The sequence below is a fragment of the Variovorax sp. AC103 genome (genome assembly GCF_979254005.1).
The window spans coordinates 22,199-40,322 of record NZ_CEEDFC010000017.1 but is presented as its reverse complement, the minus strand read 5'-3'; the positions used below and the strand labels follow the sequence as shown (position 1 = coordinate 40,322).

Annotated in this window: 20 protein-coding genes; 15 read left to right on the top strand and 5 right to left on the bottom strand. The window is 65.3% G+C overall.

Annotation, left to right across the window (positions count from 1 at the left end; translation table 11 throughout):
* Together AC0IYU_RS23050 and AC0IYU_RS23045 are read right to left on the bottom strand one after the other, a co-directional pair.
* The gene (locus AC0IYU_RS23050; protein WP_435488086.1) at positions 1-654 is read right to left on the bottom strand and encodes a MarC family protein; all 654 of its coding nucleotides are present in this window, start codon (positions 652-654) and stop codon (positions 1-3) included.
* Positions 655-658: 4 nt separating this feature from the next.
* A complete protein-coding gene (locus AC0IYU_RS23045; RefSeq protein WP_435488087.1) occupies positions 659-1,405 on the bottom strand; it encodes an SDR family oxidoreductase in 747 nt (248 codons plus the stop codon).
* A gap of 72 nt (positions 1,406-1,477) precedes the next feature.
* Between AC0IYU_RS23045 and AC0IYU_RS23040 the strand changes: the two genes are divergently transcribed.
* Positions 1,478-2,083 (top strand): DsbA family protein, encoded by a 606-nt coding sequence (locus AC0IYU_RS23040; RefSeq protein ID WP_472121442.1) that lies wholly within the window; start codon positions 1,478-1,480, stop codon positions 2,081-2,083.
* A gap of 52 nt (positions 2,084-2,135) precedes the next feature.
* Positions 2,136-2,819 carry a dienelactone hydrolase family protein gene (locus AC0IYU_RS23035; RefSeq protein ID WP_472121439.1) on the top strand — a complete coding sequence of 228 codons (684 nt, stop codon included), beginning with the start codon at positions 2,136-2,138 and terminating at the stop codon, positions 2,817-2,819.
* 42 nt (positions 2,820-2,861) lie between these two features.
* Here the strand turns inward: AC0IYU_RS23035 and AC0IYU_RS23030 are convergent, their stop codons facing one another.
* The gene (locus tag AC0IYU_RS23030) at positions 2,862-3,776 is read right to left on the bottom strand and encodes a LysR family transcriptional regulator (protein ID WP_435445377.1); all 915 of its coding nucleotides are present in this window, start codon (positions 3,774-3,776) and stop codon (positions 2,862-2,864) included.
* Between the two features lie 136 nt (positions 3,777-3,912).
* Here AC0IYU_RS23030 and AC0IYU_RS23025 point away from each other — a divergent pair, with 136 nt between their 5' ends.
* Both AC0IYU_RS23025 and AC0IYU_RS23020 read left to right on the top strand, forming a co-directional pair.
* Positions 3,913-4,239, top strand: a complete 327-nt coding sequence (locus AC0IYU_RS23025) for an alpha/beta hydrolase (RefSeq protein WP_472121437.1) — start codon at positions 3,913-3,915, stop codon at positions 4,237-4,239.
* A gap of 214 nt (positions 4,240-4,453) precedes the next feature.
* Entirely contained in the window at positions 4,454-4,822 is a 369-nt protein-coding gene (locus tag AC0IYU_RS23020) for a DUF4148 domain-containing protein (protein ID WP_472121434.1), read from the top strand.
* Positions 4,823-4,914: 92 nt separating this feature from the next.
* On the opposite strand, the gene AC0IYU_RS23015 is transcribed toward AC0IYU_RS23020, so the two are convergent.
* Complete coding sequence (locus tag AC0IYU_RS23015; protein ID WP_472121431.1) at positions 4,915-6,075, bottom strand: magnesium transporter CorA family protein; 1,161 nt, start codon at positions 6,073-6,075, stop codon at positions 4,915-4,917.
* Positions 6,076-6,093: 18 nt separating this feature from the next.
* Positions 6,094-7,080, bottom strand: coding sequence for a porphobilinogen synthase (gene hemB / locus AC0IYU_RS23010; RefSeq protein ID WP_472121428.1), 987 nt, complete (start codon positions 7,078-7,080; stop codon positions 6,094-6,096).
* A 369-nt stretch (positions 7,081-7,449) separates the two neighbouring features.
* Between hemB and AC0IYU_RS23005 the strand changes: the two genes are divergently transcribed.
* From AC0IYU_RS23005 to AC0IYU_RS22955, 11 genes are all read left to right on the top strand, one after another.
* Complete coding sequence (locus tag AC0IYU_RS23005; protein WP_435437664.1) at positions 7,450-7,878, top strand: CopD family protein; 429 nt, start codon at positions 7,450-7,452, stop codon at positions 7,876-7,878.
* Positions 7,879-7,892: 14 nt separating this feature from the next.
* Positions 7,893-9,020 carry a VanZ family protein gene (locus tag AC0IYU_RS23000; protein ID WP_472121425.1) on the top strand — a complete coding sequence of 376 codons (1,128 nt, stop codon included), beginning with the start codon at positions 7,893-7,895 and terminating at the stop codon, positions 9,018-9,020.
* Between the two features lie 62 nt (positions 9,021-9,082).
* On the top strand, positions 9,083-9,436 hold the full coding sequence (locus AC0IYU_RS22995; protein ID WP_472121422.1) for a (2Fe-2S) ferredoxin domain-containing protein: 354 nt from the start codon (positions 9,083-9,085) through the stop codon (positions 9,434-9,436).
* A gap of 45 nt (positions 9,437-9,481) precedes the next feature.
* Entirely contained in the window at positions 9,482-10,114 is a 633-nt protein-coding gene (locus AC0IYU_RS22990; protein WP_472121419.1) for an alpha/beta hydrolase, read from the top strand.
* A gap of 36 nt (positions 10,115-10,150) precedes the next feature.
* On the top strand, positions 10,151-11,320 hold the full coding sequence (locus AC0IYU_RS22985; RefSeq protein WP_472121416.1) for a D-alanyl-D-alanine carboxypeptidase family protein: 1,170 nt from the start codon (positions 10,151-10,153) through the stop codon (positions 11,318-11,320).
* Between the two features lie 194 nt (positions 11,321-11,514).
* Positions 11,515-11,892: a 30S ribosomal protein S12 gene (gene rpsL, locus AC0IYU_RS22980; protein ID WP_013543948.1), complete on the top strand. Its 378-nt coding sequence runs from the start codon at positions 11,515-11,517 to the stop codon at positions 11,890-11,892.
* A gap of 146 nt (positions 11,893-12,038) precedes the next feature.
* A complete protein-coding gene (gene rpsG / locus AC0IYU_RS22975; protein WP_101491328.1) occupies positions 12,039-12,512 on the top strand; it encodes a 30S ribosomal protein S7 in 474 nt (157 codons plus the stop codon).
* Positions 12,513-12,608: 96 nt separating this feature from the next.
* The gene (gene fusA / locus AC0IYU_RS22970; protein ID WP_435437669.1) at positions 12,609-14,708 is read left to right on the top strand and encodes an elongation factor G; all 2,100 of its coding nucleotides are present in this window, start codon (positions 12,609-12,611) and stop codon (positions 14,706-14,708) included.
* Between the two features lie 141 nt (positions 14,709-14,849).
* Positions 14,850-16,043 carry an elongation factor Tu gene (gene tuf / locus AC0IYU_RS22965; RefSeq protein ID WP_472120489.1) on the top strand — a complete coding sequence of 398 codons (1,194 nt, stop codon included), beginning with the start codon at positions 14,850-14,852 and terminating at the stop codon, positions 16,041-16,043.
* 21 nt (positions 16,044-16,064) lie between these two features.
* Positions 16,065-16,379, top strand: coding sequence for a 30S ribosomal protein S10 (gene rpsJ / locus AC0IYU_RS22960; protein WP_007838118.1), 315 nt, complete (start codon positions 16,065-16,067; stop codon positions 16,377-16,379).
* Between the two features lie 142 nt (positions 16,380-16,521).
* Positions 16,522-18,111, top strand: a complete 1,590-nt coding sequence (locus AC0IYU_RS22955; protein ID WP_472121413.1) for a hypothetical protein — start codon at positions 16,522-16,524, stop codon at positions 18,109-18,111.
* Positions 18,112-18,124: the final 13 nt, after the last annotated feature.

The following is an 18,124-nucleotide window of genomic DNA, read 5'->3' as shown; positions in this document are numbered from 1 at the left end:
TCAGGCCACTTTCGTCAGGATCGGAAACAGCTTGCCGAGCCCGTCGGCCATCACCTCGACCGCGAGCGCGGCCAGGATCAGGCCCATGAGCCGCGTCATGATGTTGATGCCCGTCTTGCCGAGCACGCGCGCGATGGGTTGCGCGAGCGAGAAGGCCAGCGCCGTGGCCAGCGCCACCACCACGCCATAGCCCACCAGCACGGCCAGCTCCCAGAGGTGCTGCGTCTTTTCGGCATAGATGACCACGGTGGAGATGGTGGCCGGGCCGGTGAGCAGCGGAATGGTGAGCGGCACCACCGCGATGGAGGCGCCCATCGAGGCCTTGACCTCGGTGGCGCGCATTTCCTCCACGTTGGTCTTGCTCTCGGCCGGCTTGGCGTTGAGCATCGACAGCGAGCTCATGAGCAGCAGCAGGCCGCCGCCGACCTGGAAGCTCGCGATGGAAATGCCGAAGAACGACAGCAGCTGCAGCCCGAGCAGCGCGCTCACCGCGATGACCACGAACGCGCTGAAGGCCGACATGCGCACCGTGTGGCGGCGCTGCGCGTCGCTGTAGCCCTGCGTGTAGTGGATGAAGAACGGCACGATGGCCAGCGGGTTGACGATGGCCACCAGCGTGACCAGCGGCTTGATGAGGTCCATCGAGGTGCTCATGCGACTACCGTCCGCCGGTGACGTCGAGCAGGGCCATGGTGGTGTAGCTCGCCTCGGCGGACAGCAGCCACAGGATGGCACCCGCGATCTCGTCGGCGGTGCCGGTGCGCTTCATGGGCACGCTGGGCGCCAGCTCGAAGGCGCGGTCGGGCATGCCGCCGGAGGCATGGATCTCGGTGTCGATGAGGCCCGGGCGCACCGCGTTCACCCGGATGCCCTCGTCGGCCACTTCCTTGGCCAGGCCGATGGTGAAGGTGTCGATGGCCGCCTTGCTGGCGGCGTAGTCCACGTACTGGCCGGGCGAGCCCAGCCGAGCCGCGCCGCTGGAGATGTTGACGATGGCGCCGCCCGCGCCGCCGTGCTTCGTGCTCATGCGGCGCACGGCTTCGCGCGCGCAGACGAAGCTGCCGATCACGTTGATGCGGAACATGCGCTCCAGCCGGGCCACGCTCATCTCGTCGACGCGCGCCTGCACGTCGACCACGCCGGCGTTGTTGACCAGCGCGGTGAGGCGGCCGAACTTGGCGTCGATCTTCTCGAACATGGCGAGCACCTGCGCCTCGTCGCCCACGTCGGCCTGCACCGCCATGGCGGTGCCGCCGCCCGTCCGTATGGTGCGCACCACCTCGTCGGCGGCCAGCGAGTTGCTGGCGTAGTTGACGGCCACCGCGTAGCCGCGCTTCGCGGCGAGCAAGGCGGTGGCGGCACCGATGCCGCGCCCGCCGCCCGTGATCAAGAGCACCTGGTCCAAAACCTACCTCCTGCAGAGAAACTGCGTGTCAGTTAAAACCGTCGGCTGGATTACATCATCGGGGACACAGGCATGAGCATCGGCAAGACGGTTGACTACTACTTTGCGCCACAGAGCCCGTGGACCTATCTGGGACATTCCCGCTTCGCGGCGATTGCCGCGGCCGCCGGCGCCACGGTGCGCGTGCGGCCGATCGACCTGGGCAGCGTGTTCCCGGTGTCGGGCGGGCTGCCGCTGGGCAAGCGCGCGCCGCAGCGCCAGGCCTACCGGCTGGTCGACCTGGTGCGCTTTTCGCGCCATCTCGGCCTGCCTTTGAATCCCAGGCCCAAGTTCTTCCCGGTGGCGGGTGACGACGCGGCACGCGCCATCATCGCGGTCGACCTGCACGACGGCACCGAGGCGGCGCTGCGCATGTGCGCCGCGGTGTTCGCGGCCGTGTGGGTGCAGGAGCGCAACATCGGCGACCCGAACGTGCTCGACGCGCTGGTCGCGGAATGCGGCCTGCCGGCCAAGCGCGCGGAGCAGTCGCAGAGCCAGGCGGTGCAGGAGCGCTACGAGGCCTATACGCAGGAGGCCATCGACATCCAGGTGTTCGGCGCGCCGAGCTATGTGATCGACGGCGAAATCTTCTGGGGGCAGGACCGGCTCGACTTCGTCGAGCGGGCCCTGCGTCCTTAATTCAGCAACCCCGGCATTCATTCATTGATTCGCCATCAAGGAGCAAGACGACATGGGTCAATTCATCGATCTCACCGCCAAGGACGGTTTCACCTTCCCCGCCTACGTGGCCGAGCCTGCGGGCAAGCCGCGCGGCGCGGTGGTCGTGGTGCAGGAAATCTTCGGCGTGAACTCGCACATCCGTTCGGTGGCCGACGGCTATGCGGCCGAGGGCTACCTGGCCGTGGCACCCGCGACCTTCCACCGCGTGAAGGCCGGCGTGGAGCTGGGTTACTCGGACGACGACATGAAGAACGGCTTCGGCCTGAAGACCGCGGTCGAGGCGCTGCCCGCGCCCGGTGTGCTGCAGGACATCGAGGCGTCGATCGCCTATGCATCGAAGGCCGGCAAGGTCGGCATCGTGGGTTACTGCTGGGGCGGCCTGCTGGTGTGGCGCTCTGCCGCACTGCTGCCGGGCCTGGCGGCGGCTGCGCCGTACTACGGCGGCGGCATGACCTCGCCGGAAGAAACGGCGCGCGAGCCGAAGGTGCCGGTGCTGGCGCACTTCGGCAACCAGGACCACTGGATTCCGCTGGACACCATCGAGAGTTTCAAGAAGGCGCATCCCGAAGTGGAAGTGCACGTGTACCCGGTCGGCCACGGCTTCAACTGCGACCAGCGCGGCTCCTACGACGCCGACGCGGCCAAGCTGGCGCGCGAGCGCACGCTGGCGTTCTTCGCCAAGTACGTCGGCTGATCCCGGCGGCGCCATGAAAAAACCCGGCGCTGCCGGGTTTTTTCATGCGTGGCTCGGTTTGCGCGGCGTGCTGCCCGGGCCCACGCGGGTCTGCAGGAAGTCGAGCAGGGCGCGCAGCGCGGCGCTGTTGTGGCGCCGCTGCAGGTAGGCGGCCGACAGCCACATGTCCTTGCGCGCATAGTCCTGCAGCACCGGCACCAGTTCGCCGTGGTCCAGGTGCGTTTGCACCAGGATCGACGGCAGGTAGATCACGCCGAAGCCGTGCATGGCCACGCGGATCAGCGGCGCGCCCTCGGTGCAGTCCATGCGGCTTTTCACCGGCACGTCGAGCGGCGTGCCGTTGTCGTCGAAGCGCCAGACCGGCTGCTGGCCCAGCAGCGAGAAAGTCAGCGCCTCGTGGGTGGCCAGGTCGCGCGGATGCTCGGGCTTGCCGTGCTTTTTCCAGTAGACCGGCGAGGCGCACACCACCATGTTCATGAGGCGCAGCTTGCGCACGATGAGGTTGGCGTCTTCCACGGGGCCGCTGCGCAGTTCGACGTCGATGCCTTCCTCGGCCAGGTCGACGGTGCGGTTGGTCAGCTGCAGGCTGATCGTCACGTCGGGGTAGTAGCGCATGAAGTCGGCCAGCAGGTTCGGGAACTCGCCGCTGCCCATGCCGTGCGGGGCCGAGATGCGCAGCCGCCCGCCGGGCTGGCTGGCGCGGTCCTGCAGCTCGGACTGGGTGAGCTCGATCATCTCGAGCATCGGGGTGCTGCGCTCCAGCAAAAGCTGGCCGGCGTCGGTGAGGCTCACGGAGCGCGTGGAGCGGTTGAGAAGGCGCACGCCGAAGCGGGTTTCCAGCTCGGCCACATACTTGCTGACGGTGGCCTTCGACATGTCGAGCCTCTTGGCTGCCTGGGAAAAGCTGCCGTGCGAGGCGACTTCCCGGAAGGTTCTGATCAGGTCGAGACTGTCCATGTGAATGAGCCCATTGTTTCCGTTTGGAGAACGCGATGGTTCGATTCTCCCGCGTTTTTACCGACCGGTTCGGGCGACACTTCGGTTACACGCCGACGACGACGCCAGCCAGGTTGGGTCGTTGGAAAGAACTGAAATGAAAACCTCGAAACTCCTTGCCGCTGCTGTCCTGTCGTTGCTCGCCGCCTCCGGCGCGCGGGCCCAGGGCTTTGCCCCGGTGCAGCCGCTGGCGGCCGTGACCGGCAGGGCCGATGTCCTGGCGGGTGCCGATGCCGCGGCCCGCGGTGGCAATGTCTATGGCGATGTCGTCGCGGCGCCGTTGACGTCGCGGCCAAGCTCGCGTGACCGTGCGTCGATCCGCGCCGAGGCGGTGGCCGCCGCCCACGCGCCGAATCAGAACCTGGACCGCCGCGCCTTCGTCAACAGCGAAGTGCCGCCGCAGTTCAAGGCCGCACGGCCCTGACCCCAAACTCTCTTCGACAGGCCGGGCCGGTGCGAACCGGGCCCGGCTTTTTGTTGCTTGCATGCCTTCATGACGCGATTGTTTCAATAGAGGAAACACGGTGTCTCTGAACGGCGTGTTCTGGTGTGCCCGTTCGCCCGGAAACTCGCCGCACAGGCAAGCGAACCAGCAAGCCTGGTGGACGAACCATCCGAACACACTAGGAGAACTGACAATGAAGACCTCGCAAATCATCGCCGCTGCCGCCCTGACCCTGCTTGCCGCTACCGGCGCCCAAGCTGAAACGTACCAAGGCGTGAACACCGCCGTCTCGACCAAGAGCCGTGACGACGTGAACGCAGAAGCCGTGCGCGCCGCATCGGCTCCGAACCAGAACGTGACCCGCGGTTCGCGCGGCCCGGAAACGGTCGCCGTGTCGAAGGACCGCTCGCTGGTCGAAGCCGAAGCCGTTCGCACCGCCTACGCACCGGACCAGAACGTGAGCTCGGGTTCGCGCGTGAACAGCAAGGTCATCTCGACCATGCAGCATCCGATGGACGCACGCGTTCAAGCCCAGCAAGGCACGGGCGCAACCGCCAAGTAATTGAAGCAGGCCCTTCGGGGCTTCGCTGAAATCAAAAGAGGGCCACGCGAAAGCGTGGCCCTCTTTCTTTTGGGTGGCCGGTCGGCGTGCGCTCAGCGCGTGCGCGCCAGGTAGCGCTTGCGCCAGAAGATCAGGACCAGCAGCACCGCGATGACCAGCATCGACGTCATCGCGATCCAGAAGCCGTCGGCCTTGTGCACCAGCGGGATGAACTCGAAGTTCATGCCGAAGATGCCCGCAATCAGGTTGAGCGGCAGGAACACGGCGGTGAGCACCGTGAGCACCCGCATGATGTCGTTGGCGCGGTGGCCCTGCACGCTGAAGTGCATCTGCACCGCCGTTTCCGCGTTCTGCTCCAGCCGGTGCACATGGTGCACCACGCGCTCGATGTGCTCGAGCACGTCGCGGCTGCGGATCAGGATGAGCTCGCGCTCGCGCTGCTCCGCTTCGCCCTTGGGCGGCGGCAGCGTCTCGAGCGAGTCGATCCAGTCCTGCATGGCGGCGCGCTGGTCCTCGCAGATCTCGTCGAGGTGGTGCAGCGACTGGCGCGCCTCCATCAGCGCACCCCAGTTGGTGAAGCGGCTGCGCGGGTCGATCAGTTCGGTCTGCCAGTGGTCGAGCTGCCTGGTGAGCTCGCGCCGCAGGTCGAGGTAGCCGTCGACGATCTGGTTGATGACGCGCAGCATCAGGTCCGACGGGCTGGCCGGCAGGCGGGCCGAGGTGGCGCGCGCGTCCAGCGCCGGGGCGCCGCGGCCGTCGGGCGAGCCGGCGGCCAGCAGCCGCGCGGCGAAGCTGTCGCGCACCGCGCCGTCTTCAGGATGCACGGAGAGCAGCACCCGGTCGAACACGGCGAAGCCGACCGGGCGGGTGTCCACGCGGCGCAGCACCGGCGGGCCGCTGCGGGGTGGGGGCGGCCCTGGGCGAGTCTCGCTGCCGTTGCCCGCTGCCGCCTGGTTCAGGTCTTGCCCTTGCCCGTTCGCCAGTCGCCGAAACACCAGCACGTCGTACAGCGAGGTGTAGTCGTAGTGCGACGGCAATTGGTCGTTGAGCAGGTCGGCCACGTGCAGGTCGACCAGCTGTGTCAGGCACAGGGTCTGCAGGATCTGCTGCACGTCCGCCAGCGAGCCGCGGAATTCCTCGCGGGTGAGCGAGATCCAGAGATAGCCGCCGGCGCCGCACGCGCCCGGCACGCCCAGCGGTGCCAGCGCTTGGTGCTCGCTGACCTGCGAGCGGTTGATTTCGAAGACGCGCATGCCGGTGCCAGCGCGCTGCTACTTCTGCAGCAGCCGGGCGGCGTCGAGCGCGAAATAGGTCAGCACGCCGTCGGCGCCGGCGCGCTTGAAGGCCAGCAGGCTTTCGAGCACCACGGCGTCGTGGTCGAGCCAGCCGTTCTGCGCGGCGGCCTTGAGCATGGCGTACTCGCCGCTCACCTGGTAGGCGAAGGTCGGCACATGGAACTCGTCCTTCACGCGGCGCACGATGTCCAGGTAGGGCATGCCGGGCTTCACCATCACCATGTCGGCGCCTTCGGCAATGTCGAGCGCCACTTCGCGCAGGGCCTCGTCGCTGTTGCCGGGGTCCATCTGGTAGACCTTCTTGTCGGCCTTGCCCAGCATGGAGGCCGAGCCGACGGCGTCGCGGAAGGGGCCGTAGAAGGCGCTGGCGTACTTGGCGCTGTAGGCCATGATTCGCGTGTGGATGTCGCCGCGGGCTTCGAGCGCGGTGCGGATGGCGCCGATGCGCCCGTCCATCATGTCGCTGGGCGCCACGATGTCCACGCCGGCCTGCGATTGGGCGAGCGCCTGCTTCACCAGCACCTCGATGGTCGGCTCGTTGAGGATGTAGCCGGTGTCGTCGAGCAGGCCGTCCTGGCCGTGGCTGGTGTAGGGGTCGAGCGCAACGTCGGTCATCACGCCCAGTTCGGGAAAGCGCGCCTTCAGGGCCGCCACCACGCGGGGAATCAGCCCGTCGGGGTTGAAGGCTTCGTCGCCGTTGGGGGTCTTCAGGCCGGCGTCGATCACGGGAAACAGCGCCATCACCGGAATGCCGGCTTTCACACACTGCTCGGCCACCGGCAGAAGCAGGTCGAGGCTCAGGCGATCGACCCCGGGCATGGAAGCGACGGCATCGCGTCGCTTCTCGCCTTCCTGCACGAACACCGGATAGATCAGGTCATGAGCAGTGAGCGCATGCTCTCGCACCAGGTTGCGGGTGAATGCGTCGCGGCGCAAGCGACGCGGCCGACCGGCGGGAAACATGGCCAGGGGAGAAGTGGAAGACGTCATAAGCCCAAAATTGTGCCTGAAGCCACATTCCGGGGCACTTTGCGCCAAGCGTCCAGTTGTCCGACAACCACGGAAAACCATAGAACCAAGGTTCTCATTTTTTTGTTTGAAATGTTAAAGAAAATGCCTCATTCGCTTGAAACCTTGTTTCGTCTTTGTTAAATTCTGAAGCGGGCGGCTTGCCGCTCCCCGCTTTTCCTCCCTGAGCGGGTGCCTTGATGTGTGACAGCAAAAGGGCTTCCCAGCCCGACGTGCAGACGTCGGGCTTTTTTTTGCCTGTCGTCCGGGCGCGCGTGGGCGAAACCGGGGGGTGGTGCGAGGTGCGCCACTAAACTGGCCCGCATGCTCTGGGTCAAATCACTTCACATCGTCTTCATCGCCAGCTGGTTCGCGGGGCTGTTCTACCTGCCCCGAATCTTCGTCAACCTTGCCATGGTGCCGCCCGAGTCGGTGGCCGAGCGCGAGCGGCTGCTGCTGATGGCGCGCAAGCTCATGCGGTTCACCACGATGCTGGCGGTTCCCGCGATCGGGTTCGGCCTGTGGCTCTGGTTGGGCTACGGCATCGGCCGCGGGCCGGGCAATGCATGGATGCACGCCAAGCTGGCGCTGGTGCTGGTGGCCATCGGCTACCACCATGGCTGCGGCGTGCTGCTGCGCCGCTTCGTGGCGGGACAGAACCGGCGCAGCGACCGCTGGTACCGCTGGTTCAACGAGCTGCCGGTGGTGTTGCTGCTGCTGATCGTGATTCTGGTGGTCGTGAAGCCGTTCTGAGCCCGGTGCGCACGGTGGAGAGACCGCACAAGTCCGCTGCGCTTCCCCTTGCGCTCGCCTATGCGGCGCTGATCGTCTACGCCAGCCTGTACCCCTTCGCCGACTGGCGAGACCAGGGGATCGCCCCCTGGGCCTACCTGTCGGCGCCCTGGCCCAAGTACTGGACGGGCTTCGACTTCGCGATCAACGTCGCGGGCTACGTGCCCTTCGGGTTCCTGTGCGCGCTGGTGGTGCTGCGCACGCGCCCGGGCGCCGGCGTGTGGCGTGCGTTGCTGCGTGCCACCGCGGCGGGGGCGGCCATCGCCTTTGCCATGGAAACCCTGCAGAGCTACCTGCCGGCGCGCATTCCTTCCAATGTGGACCTGGGACTGAACACCACGGGCGCCGTTCTGGGCGCGGTGCTGGCGGCGGGGCTCGAGCGGATGGGCGCGGTCGCGCACTGGAGCCGGGCGCGCTCGCAGTGGTTCGTCGAGGATGCGCGCGGCGGCTTGGTGCTGCTGGCGCTCTGGCCGTTCGCGCTGCTGTTTCCGGCGGCCGTCACTTTCGGGTTGGGGCAGGTGTTCGAGCGGCTCGAGGTGGCCATCTCCGAGTGGCTGCTCGACACGCCCTTCATCGACTGGCTGCCCATGCGCCAGTTCGAACTGGAGCCGCTTGTGCCCGCGGTCGAGCTGTTGTGCGTGCTGCTGGGGGCGCTGGTGCCGTGCCTGCTGGGCTACCTGGTGGCGCGCTCGGTGGTGCAGCGCGCGGTTCTGCTGCCGTTGATCCTGCTGAGCGGCCTTGCGGCATCCGCGTTGTCCGCGGCGCTGAGCTACGGGCCCGACCATGCCTGGGCATGGCTCGACCTGCCGGTGCAGGTCGGCATGGCCGCCGCGCTGTTTGCCGGCGTGGTGCTGCTGTTCGCGCCGCGCCGCCTTTGCGCGGCCTTGCTGCTGGTGGGGCTCGTGTTGCAACTGAGCCTGTTGAACCAGGCGCCTGAGAGCGCGTACTTCGCACAGACGCTGGCCACGTGGGAGCAGGGGCGCTTCATTCGCTTCCACGGGCTGGCGCAGTGGCTGGGGTGGGTGTGGCCGTTCGCGGTGCTGGCGTACGTGATGGCGGCACTGTCGCGCCGGAGCCGGCCGGACGGCGGCACGACGGCATGAGAGCGAGGGGCGCGGGGGTCAGGACACGGCCGGCGTGGAGGACCGGTCACTAAAATCGGTCGATGTCCAGCCCCACCCCCGCCACACCGTCCGGCTACTACGGCCGCCACATCTTCTTCTGCCTCAACGAGCGCAAGAACGGCGAAGACTCCTGCGCCCTGCACAACGCGCAGGAAGGCTTCGACCGCTGCAAGGCGAAGGTCAAGGCCGAGGGCCTGTCCGGGCCCGGCAAGGTGCGCGTCAACAAGGCCGGCTGCCTCGACCGCTGCGCGGGCGGGCCGGTGGCGGTGGTGTATCCCGAGGCCGTCTGGTACACCTTTGTCGACGGAGAAGACATCGACGAGATCGTCGAGTCGCACCTGAAGAACGGCAAGGTCGTCGAGCGCCTGGTGCTGTCGGCCGATGTCGGCCGCTGAACTTTTCCGATACGCCCCCGCTCGTACCGCGCGTACCTTGTGCCAATGAACTCCCAGACCGAAAAACTCAGCCTCCAGGGCGCCGCCGGCGCGATCGAGGTCCAGCGCGACCAGCCTGCCGAAGCCGCGCGCGGCATTGCCGTGATCGCCCATCCGCATCCGCTGTTCGGCGGAACCATGGACAACAAGGTCGTGCAGACCCTGGCGCGTGCCTTCGTCGCGTGCGGGTGGACCACGGTGCGTTTCAATTTCCGTGGCGTGGGCGCCAGCGAGGGCGTGCACGACGAAGGGCGCGGCGAGCTCGAAGACATGCTGGATGTCGTGGGTCAACTGGCCCCCGAAGGTCCGTTGGCGATTGCCGGTTTCTCGTTTGGCGCCTTCGTTGCGAGCGGTGCGGTCCAGCAGCTCTGGAGCGAGCGCGACCTGCGGCAGATCGTGCTGGTCGGTACGGCCGCGGCGCGCAACACCGTGCCCGCGCTGCCGCCCGAAGCGCACGAGCGCGCGCTGGTGGTCCACGGCGAGGCGGACGACACGGTGGCGCTGTCCGCCGTGATGGACTGGGCGCGCCCGCAGTCACTTCCTGTCACAGTCATCCCCGGGGGCGGCCACTTCTTTCACGGACAATTGCCGCTGCTCAAAAGTCTCGTTGCCCGCCATCTGCGCGCCGGCATTGTCTGAAAGCCTCGCAGGCTTGTTTTCGTCTTTCCAACTTCCATGAATCGTTTTGTTGGCGCGCTCCGTGCGCTGGTCTTTGCCGCCTTCGCATCCGTCAGCCTGATCGCCGCAGCCCAAGTGCCGGCACCGCCCGAGATCGCCGCGCGCAGCTACCTGCTGATGGACGTGACCGCGAACCAGATCCTGGCGCAGAAGGACATCGACAGCCCCGTCGAGCCGGCTTCCTTGACCAAGCTGATGTCGGCGTACATCGTTTTCGACGCGCTGCGGGCCAAGAAGATCACGCTGACGCAGACGCTTCCGGTCAGCCCGCGCGCCTGGAAGATGCCCGGCTCGCGCATGTTCATCGACCCCAAGATGCAGGTGCCGGTGGAGGACCTGATCAAGGGGCTGATCGTGCAGTCGGGCAACGACGCCACGGTGGTGCTGGCCGAAGGCGTGGGCGGCACGGTGGAGCACTTCGTCGAGCTGATGAATGCCCAGGCCAAGGCCCTGGGCATGAAAAACACCAGCTACAAGAACCCTGAAGGCCTGACGGCACCGGGCCACACGACCACGGCCCGCGACCTGAGCATCCTGGCGACCCGGCTGGTCCGTGACTTCCCCGAAGAAGCCAAGTACTACGCGATCAAGAAGTACCGCTACCCGGGCACGCCGTCGACCAATGACACCAACCGCAACCTGCTGCTGTTCCGCGACCCGACCGTCGACGGGCTGAAGACCGGCCATACGGAAGCCGCCGGCTACTGCATGATCGCCACCGCCAGGCGCGACTTCCCCAACCTGACGGGCGGGCGGCGCCTGCTGTCGATCGTGCTGGGTGCTGCGGGCGAGACGGCGCGGGCCAACGAGTCGCAGAAGCTGCTGAACTGGGGTTACACCGCCTACGACGCCGTTCGCCTGTTCGACGCGGGCCAACCGGTCGCCACTCCGGCGGTCTGGAAGGGCGCGGCCGACACGCTGAAGCTGGGCCGCCCCGAAGCCATCGTGGTCGCCGTGCCTGCCGGCAGCGCCAGCAAGATCAAGACGCAGGTGTCGCGCCCCGATCCGCTGGTGGCGCCCTTCACCAAGTACCAGTCGGTCGGCTCGCTCAAGGTCACCCTGGACGACCAGCCGGTGGCCGACGTGCCGCTGGTGGCCCTGGAAGCGGTGGAGCAGGCCGGGATTCTCGGCCGTGCGTGGGACGCCGTGCGTCTCTGGATCAAGTAAGCCTGCGGGCGGTCCCGGGGCCTTCGGCGCACTAGCGTCGCGCGGGCTTTGCTGTTTCAGGCTTGTTTGCTATACTCGTGGGCTTTTCGGAATTTTCCGAAGGGTTTCACGTTTTCGTCATCTCCCGGCTTCCCTGCGTCACGACAGGGGCGGTTTCACCACCAGGGCCGGGGCGTTTTGGGACTTATTCATTCATGCCAACCATCAATCAACTGGTGCGTCAGGGTCGAACGGTCGAAAAGATCAATTCGAAGAGCCCTGCCATGCAGAACTCGCCGCAACGTCGCGGTGTCTGCACCCGCGTCTACACCACGACGCCAAAGAAGCCCAACTCGGCGCTTCGTAAAGTTGCCAAGGTCCGTCTGACCAATGGCTTCGAAGTCATCTCCTACATCGGCGGCGAAGGCCACAACCTGCAGGAACACAGCGTCGTGCTGGTTCGCGGCGGTCGTGTCAAGGACTTGCCCGGTGTGCGTTACCACATCGTGCGCGGTTCGCTCGACTTGCAAGGCGTGAAAGACCGCAAGCAGTCGCGTTCCAAGTACGGCGCGAAGCGTCCCAAGAAGGCTTAAGCCTTTCTGTCGAAAAACAAGCGGTGTTCGGTTGCCTTGGCTGGCACATCGAACGAAGTGACCCAATGTCGGGTCGAGTAAGTGAGAGTCCTGACTGGCTCTCGCGGTACCGGAAACGGTGCCAACTGAAGCAAAGAGGTTAAAAAATGCCACGTCGTCGCGAAGTCCCCAAACGTGAAATCCTGCCGGATCCCAAGTACGGCAATGTCGAGCTGTCGAAGTTCATGAACGTGATCATGGAAGGCGGCAAGAAGGCTGTTGCCGAGCGCATCATCTACGGTGCCCTCGAGTTCATCGAAAAGAAGAATCCGGACAAGGACCCTCTCGAAGCTTTCACCGTTGCCATCAACAACGTGAAGCCGATGGTCGAAGTGAAGTCGCGCCGCGTGGGCGGTGCGAACTATCAAGTGCCGGTCGAAGTGCGTCCTGTGCGTCGCCTCGCCCTGTCGATGCGCTGGATCAAGGAAGCTGCCCGCAAGCGCGGTGAAAAGTCGATGGCCCTGCGTTTGGCCAACGAACTGATGGAAGCCACGGAAGGCCGTGGCGGTGCCATGAAGAAGCGCGACGAAGTGCACCGCATGGCAGAAGCCAATCGGGCGTTCAGCCACTTCCGCTTCTAAAAATCAAACTTCGCTTGGGCGTTGGGTGTCGGGTGTCGGGCGTTGTGCCCGTGCTCGGGGCCCAGCGCTCAACGCATTTCAACCCGAAAGTAAATCATGTCCCGCAAGACCCCCATCGAGCGCTACCGCAACATCGGCATCTCCGCGCACATCGACGCCGGCAAGACCACGACGACCGAACGTATCCTGTTCTACACCGGTGTGAACCACAAGATCGGTGAAGTGCACGACGGCGCCGCCACGATGGACTGGATGGAGCAAGAGCAAGAGCGCGGCATCACGATCACGTCCGCTGCCACCACCTGCTTCTGGAAGGGCATGGCTGGCAAGTTCGACGAACACCGCATCAACATCATCGACACCCCCGGCCACGTGGACTTCACCATTGAAGTCGAGCGCTCGATGCGCGTGCTGGACGGTGCTGTCATGGTGTACGACGCCGTCGGCGGCGTGCAGCCCCAGTCGGAAACCGTCTGGCGCCAGGCCAACAAGTACAAGGTGCCCCGTCTCGCGTTCGTCAACAAGATGGACCGTACCGGCGCCGACTTCCTGCGCGTGCGCCAGATGATGGTGGACCGCCTGAAGGCCAACCCCGTCGTGATCCAGATCCCGATCGGTGCCGAAGAGCATTTCCAGGGCATCGTCGACCTCGTGAAGATGAAGGCGATCATCTGGGACGAAGACAAGGGCGTGACCTTCCAGTACGGCGAGATCCCCGCCAACCTGACCGACGTCTGCAACGAATACCGCGAAAAGCTCGTCGAAGCGGCTGCCGAAGCCAGCGAAGAGCTGATGAACAAGTACCTCGAAGGCAACGAACTGACCGAGGAAGAAATCAAGGCGGCCATTCGCCAGCGCACCATCGCCGGTGAAATCCAGCCGATGCTGTGCGGCTCGGCCTTCAAGAACAAGGGCGTGCAGGCCATGCTCGACGCCGTCGTCGAATACATGCCCGCTCCGACCGACATTCCTCCGGTCAATGGCCTGGACGAAGACGAAGCGCCCGTGATCCGCAAGGCTGACGACAGCGAGAAGTTCTCGGCCCTGGCATTCAAGCTGATGACCGACCCGTTCGTGGGCCAGTTGACGTTCGTGCGCGTCTACTCCGGCGTGCTGACCAAGGGCGACAGCGTCTACAACCCGGTGCGCGGCAAGAAAGAGCGTATCGGCCGTATCGTGCAGATGCACGCGAACAACCGCGAAGAAGTCAACGAAATCCGCGCCGGCGACATCGCCGCCTGCGTGGGCCTGAAGGAAGTGACCACGGGCGAAACCCTGTGCGATCCGTCGGCCATCGTGACGCTCGAGCGCATGGTGTTCCCGGAATCGGTGATCTCGCAGGCCGTCGAGCCGAAGACCAAGGCCGACCAGGAAAAGATGGGCATCGCCCTGCAACGCCTGGCTCAGGAAGATCCTTCGTTCCGCGTGAAGACCGACGAAGAATCGGGCCAGACCATCATCGCCGGCATGGGCGAGCTCCACCTTGAAATCATCGTGGACCGCATGAAGCGCGAATTCGGCGTGGAAGCCAACGTGGGCAAGCCGCAAGTGGCCTACCGCGAAACGATCCGCAAGACCGTCGAAGACGCCGAAGGCAAGTTCGTTCGCCAGTCGGGCGGCAAGGGCCAGTACGGCCACGTCATCCTGAAGCTCGAGCCGCAAGAAGCGGGCAAGGGCTTCGAGTTCGTCGACGCCATCAAGGGCGGTGTGGTTCCTCGCGAATACATCCCCGCGGTGGAAAAGGGCGTTGTGGAAGCACTGACGCAAGGCGTGCTGGCGGGCTACCCCGTCGTGGACGTCAAGGTCACGCTGCACTTCGGCTCGTACCACGACGTGGACTCGAACGAAATGGCGTTCAAGATGGCCGCGATCTTCGGTTTCAAGGAAGGCGCCCGCAAGGCCAGCCCCGTGATCCTGGAGCCGATGATGGCCGTGGAAGTCGAAACGCCTGAAGACTACGCCGGCAACGTGATGGGCGACCTGTCCTCGCGTCGCGGCATGGTGCAAGGCATGGACGACATGATCGGTGGCGGCAAGTCCATCAAGGCCGAAGTGCCGCTGTCGGAAATGTTCGGCTACTCGACCACCCTGCGCTCGATGTCGCAAGGCCGCGCAACGTACACGATGGAGTTCAAGCACTACGCCGAAGCTCCCCGTAACGTTGCCGAAGCCATCGTGGCTGCTCGCGCCAAGTAAGTTTTCAAGAATGCGGGGCCGCGCAGTGCGCGGCCCTTCTTGTCTGCGATCGTGTGCCCTCCGCTGCCCGTGGCGAAGGAACCAGCAACGCGATGCAGACATTAAACCCATCACGGGCAGTGCTCTTTCAAGGATTGAAAAATGGCAAAAGGTAAATTCACCCGCACCAAGCCCCACGTGAACGTGGGCACGATCGGTCACGTCGACCACGGCAAGACCACGCTGACGGCTGCGATCGCGACGGTGCTGTCGGCCAAGTTCGGCGGCGAAGCCAAGGCCTACGACCAGATCGACGCAGCGCCTGAAGAAAAGGCCCGCGGCATCACGATCAACACCGCGCACGTCGAGTACGAAACGGCCAACCGCCACTACGCACACGTCGACTGCCCCGGTCACGCCGACTATGTGAAGAACATGATCACGGGCGCCGCTCAGATGGACGGCGCCATCCTGGTGTGCTCGGCCGCTGACGGCCCGATGCCCCAGACGCGTGAGCACATCCTGCTGGCACGCCAGGTGGGTGTGGGCTACATCATCGTTTTCCTGAACAAGTGCGACATGGTCGACGACGCCGAGCTGCTCGAACTCGTTGAAATGGAAGTGCGCGAGCTGCTCGACAAGTACGAGTTCCCTGGCGACGACACCCCCATCATCCACGGCTCGGCCAAGCTCGCCCTCGAAGGCGACAAGGGCAAGCTGGGCGAAGAAGCCATCATGAAGCTGGCCGATGCGCTGGACACCTACATCCCGACGCCCGAGCGCGCCGTGGACGGTGCCTTCCTGATGCCCGTCGAAGACGTGTTCTCGATCTCGGGTCGCGGCACCGTGGTGACCGGCGCCGTGGAGCGTGGCGTGATCAAGGTTGGTGAAGAAATCGAAATCGTGGGCATCCGCCCGACGGTCAAGACCACCTGCACCGGCGTGGAAATGTTCCGCAAGCTGCTGGACCAGGGTCAAGCTGGCGACAACGTGGGCGTGCTGCTGCGCGGCACCAAGCGCGAAGACGTCGAGCGCGGCCAAGTGCTGTGCAAGCCGGGTTCGATCAAGCCGCACACGCACTTCACCGCCGAGGTGTATGTGCTGTCGAAGGACGAAGGCGGCCGTCACACGCCGTTCTTCAACAACTATCGCCCGCAGTTCTACTTCCGTACGACGGACGTGACCGGTGCGATCGAGCTGCCCAAGGACAAGGAAATGGTCATGCCTGGCGACAACGTCAGCATCACCGTGAAGCTGATCAATCCGATCGCGATGGAAGAAGGCCTGCGCTTCGCCATCCGTGAAGGCGGCCGTACCGTGGGTTCGGGCGTTGTGGCCAAGATCCTCGACATCTAAGCCGAACGCAAAGGAATCATCATGGCAACCAAGCAAAAAATCCGCATTCGCCTGAAGGCGTTCGACTACAAGCTGATCGACCAATCGGCCGCTGAAATCGTGGACACCGCCAAGCGCACCGGCGCGATCGTCAAGGGCCCGGTGCCCCTGCCGACCCGCATGAAGCGTTTCGACATCCTGCGTTCGCCGCACGTCAACAAGACGTCGCGCGACCAGCTGGAAATTCGCACGCACCAGCGCCTGATGGACATCGTCGACCCGACCGACAAGACCGTGGACGCGCTGATGAAGCTCGACCTGCCGGCCGGCGTGGACGTCGAGATCAAGCTGCAGTAATCCGACCTCGCGTCGTGTTCTGACAAAAGCCCGCCTGCAGAAATGCAGGCGGGCTTTGTCTTTTGTCATGTGGCTGTGGCATCCTCGCGCACCGGTATTCTTCAATGCATTTGCCGGGGCTGAAATGAGGGCCGCACAAGCTATGAGGCAAAAGTTCTCTTTTGTGTCGGGAATCGTGGCGTGCTTTGCGGCCACGGTCTTGCTGGCTGCGTGTGGAGGGGGCGGCGGCGGAGGCGGCGGCGGGATTCCCTTCCTGCCCGTCGTCGTGGCGCCGTCGACCAGCCCTGTCAATTTGAGCGGAACGGCAACCTACGAGTCGGTGCCCAACGAAAGCGGCGCCCTTCAGTACGCCAACATCACTGCCAAGCCGGTGCGTGGCGCCTATGTCGAAGTGCTCGACGCCAGCGGCAACCAGCTGGTCGTGACCTCGACGGACGATAGCGGAGGCTACGCCGTGAGTGTTCCCGGCAACACGAGCGTCGTCGTACGCGTGCGTGCCCAACTGACGCGTCCGGGGCCCGGCGCGAGTTGGGATGTCACGGTGCGCGACAACACCCGCTCCAACGCGATCTATTCCATGCAGTCGTCTGCGTTCTCGACGGGAACCGCGGCGTTGACCCGCGACGTGCGCGCCGGCAGCGGTTGGGGCGGCTCGAGCTACACGAGCGAGCGCGTGTCCGCGCCGTTCGCGGTGATGGACACGGTCTACACCGCGATGCAGAAGGTGGTGTCGGTGGCGCCCGCGACGGCGTTTCCTGCGCTGAAAGTGTTCTGGAGCGTCAACAACACGAATGCGTCCGGCAGCGTTGCGCTGGGGCAAATCGGCACCACGTTCTTCATCGCCCGGAGTTCGGGCGCCGAGATCTATGTGCTCGGCAAGGAAAACGTGGACACCGACGAATTCGATACGCCCGTGGTCGCCCACGAGTGGGGGCACTACTACCAGGCCTCCTTCAGTCGCGACGATTCGACCGGCGGCGAGCACGCCACAAGCGACCTGGTCGATCGGCGGCTTGCCTTCTCCGAAGGCTGGGGCAACGCCTGGTCGGGCATCGCGCTCGGGCGGAGCAACTATGTCGATTCGGGTGGCCCCGGCCAATCGCAGGGGACGAATCTCGATCTTTCGAAGGGGCCGCCCTCCAATCCGGGCTGGTTCCGTGAGACCTCGATCCAGTCGATCTTCTGGAACCTCAACCAGCAGGTCGGGTTCAAGCCGATCCACGACACGATGACCAGCGCCCTGTTCCGCGGCGGTGTACCGGTCACGTCGATCCATCCTTTCACCGCGGTCTTCAACGTGGCGTCACCCGGCAGCGCGTCGGTGCTCGCCTCCTTGCTGACGGGGCAGAACATCAGCGCGGCTGCCAACGATGCCTATGGCGACCAGGAAGGCAACAACGGCGGCGTGTCGATCGCGGTGCCGATGTACAAGCCGGCTGCCATCGGTGGCGCGAGCACCCAGGCTTGCGTGACGAACGCCGCGGATCCGAGGCGCGACGGCAACAAGCTGGGCAGTTTTGCCTACCTGACTTTCTCTGCGCCGACCAGTCGCACGTACCAGTTCGGGATCACGCCGCCAGCGGGAGCCAGTGCCAATGCGGCGATCTACCAAGGGGGCGTGGTCAGCCGCAATCCTGGCTCGGTCAACCTGTCGGCGGGTGCCTATGTCCTGGTGATCAACGACCTCAACAACTCCGCCGCGAACACCTGTTTCGGCGTGACCATCCAATAGCAATGGGGGCCGC

Coding starts and splice junctions, on each gene's coding strand:
- AC0IYU_RS23050 (WP_435488086.1), bottom strand. CDS start 654: ATGAGCACCTCGATGGACCTCATCAAGCCGCTGGTCACGCTGGTGGCC.
- AC0IYU_RS23040 (WP_472121442.1), top strand. CDS start 1,478: ATGAGCATCGGCAAGACGGTTGACTACTACTTTGCGCCACAGAGCCCG.
- AC0IYU_RS23035 (WP_472121439.1), top strand. CDS start 2,136: ATGGGTCAATTCATCGATCTCACCGCCAAGGACGGTTTCACCTTCCCC.
- AC0IYU_RS23030 (WP_435445377.1), bottom strand. CDS start 3,776: ATGGACAGTCTCGACCTGATCAGAACCTTCCGGGAAGTCGCCTCGCAC.
- AC0IYU_RS23025 (WP_472121437.1), top strand. CDS start 3,913: ATGAAAACCTCGAAACTCCTTGCCGCTGCTGTCCTGTCGTTGCTCGCC.
- AC0IYU_RS23020 (WP_472121434.1), top strand. CDS start 4,454: ATGAAGACCTCGCAAATCATCGCCGCTGCCGCCCTGACCCTGCTTGCC.
- AC0IYU_RS23015 (WP_472121431.1), bottom strand. CDS start 6,075: ATGCGCGTCTTCGAAATCAACCGCTCGCAGGTCAGCGAGCACCAAGCG.
- hemB (WP_472121428.1), bottom strand. CDS start 7,080: ATGTTTCCCGCCGGTCGGCCGCGTCGCTTGCGCCGCGACGCATTCACC.
- AC0IYU_RS23005 (WP_435437664.1), top strand. CDS start 7,450: ATGCTCTGGGTCAAATCACTTCACATCGTCTTCATCGCCAGCTGGTTC.
- AC0IYU_RS22995 (WP_472121422.1), top strand. CDS start 9,083: ATGTCCAGCCCCACCCCCGCCACACCGTCCGGCTACTACGGCCGCCAC.
- AC0IYU_RS22990 (WP_472121419.1), top strand. CDS start 9,482: ATGAACTCCCAGACCGAAAAACTCAGCCTCCAGGGCGCCGCCGGCGCG.
- AC0IYU_RS22985 (WP_472121416.1), top strand. CDS start 10,151: ATGAATCGTTTTGTTGGCGCGCTCCGTGCGCTGGTCTTTGCCGCCTTC.
- rpsL (WP_013543948.1), top strand. CDS start 11,515: ATGCCAACCATCAATCAACTGGTGCGTCAGGGTCGAACGGTCGAAAAG.
- rpsG (WP_101491328.1), top strand. CDS start 12,039: ATGCCACGTCGTCGCGAAGTCCCCAAACGTGAAATCCTGCCGGATCCC.
- fusA (WP_435437669.1), top strand. CDS start 12,609: ATGTCCCGCAAGACCCCCATCGAGCGCTACCGCAACATCGGCATCTCC.
- tuf (WP_472120489.1), top strand. CDS start 14,850: ATGGCAAAAGGTAAATTCACCCGCACCAAGCCCCACGTGAACGTGGGC.
- rpsJ (WP_007838118.1), top strand. CDS start 16,065: ATGGCAACCAAGCAAAAAATCCGCATTCGCCTGAAGGCGTTCGACTAC.
- AC0IYU_RS22955 (WP_472121413.1), top strand. CDS start 16,522: ATGAGGCAAAAGTTCTCTTTTGTGTCGGGAATCGTGGCGTGCTTTGCG.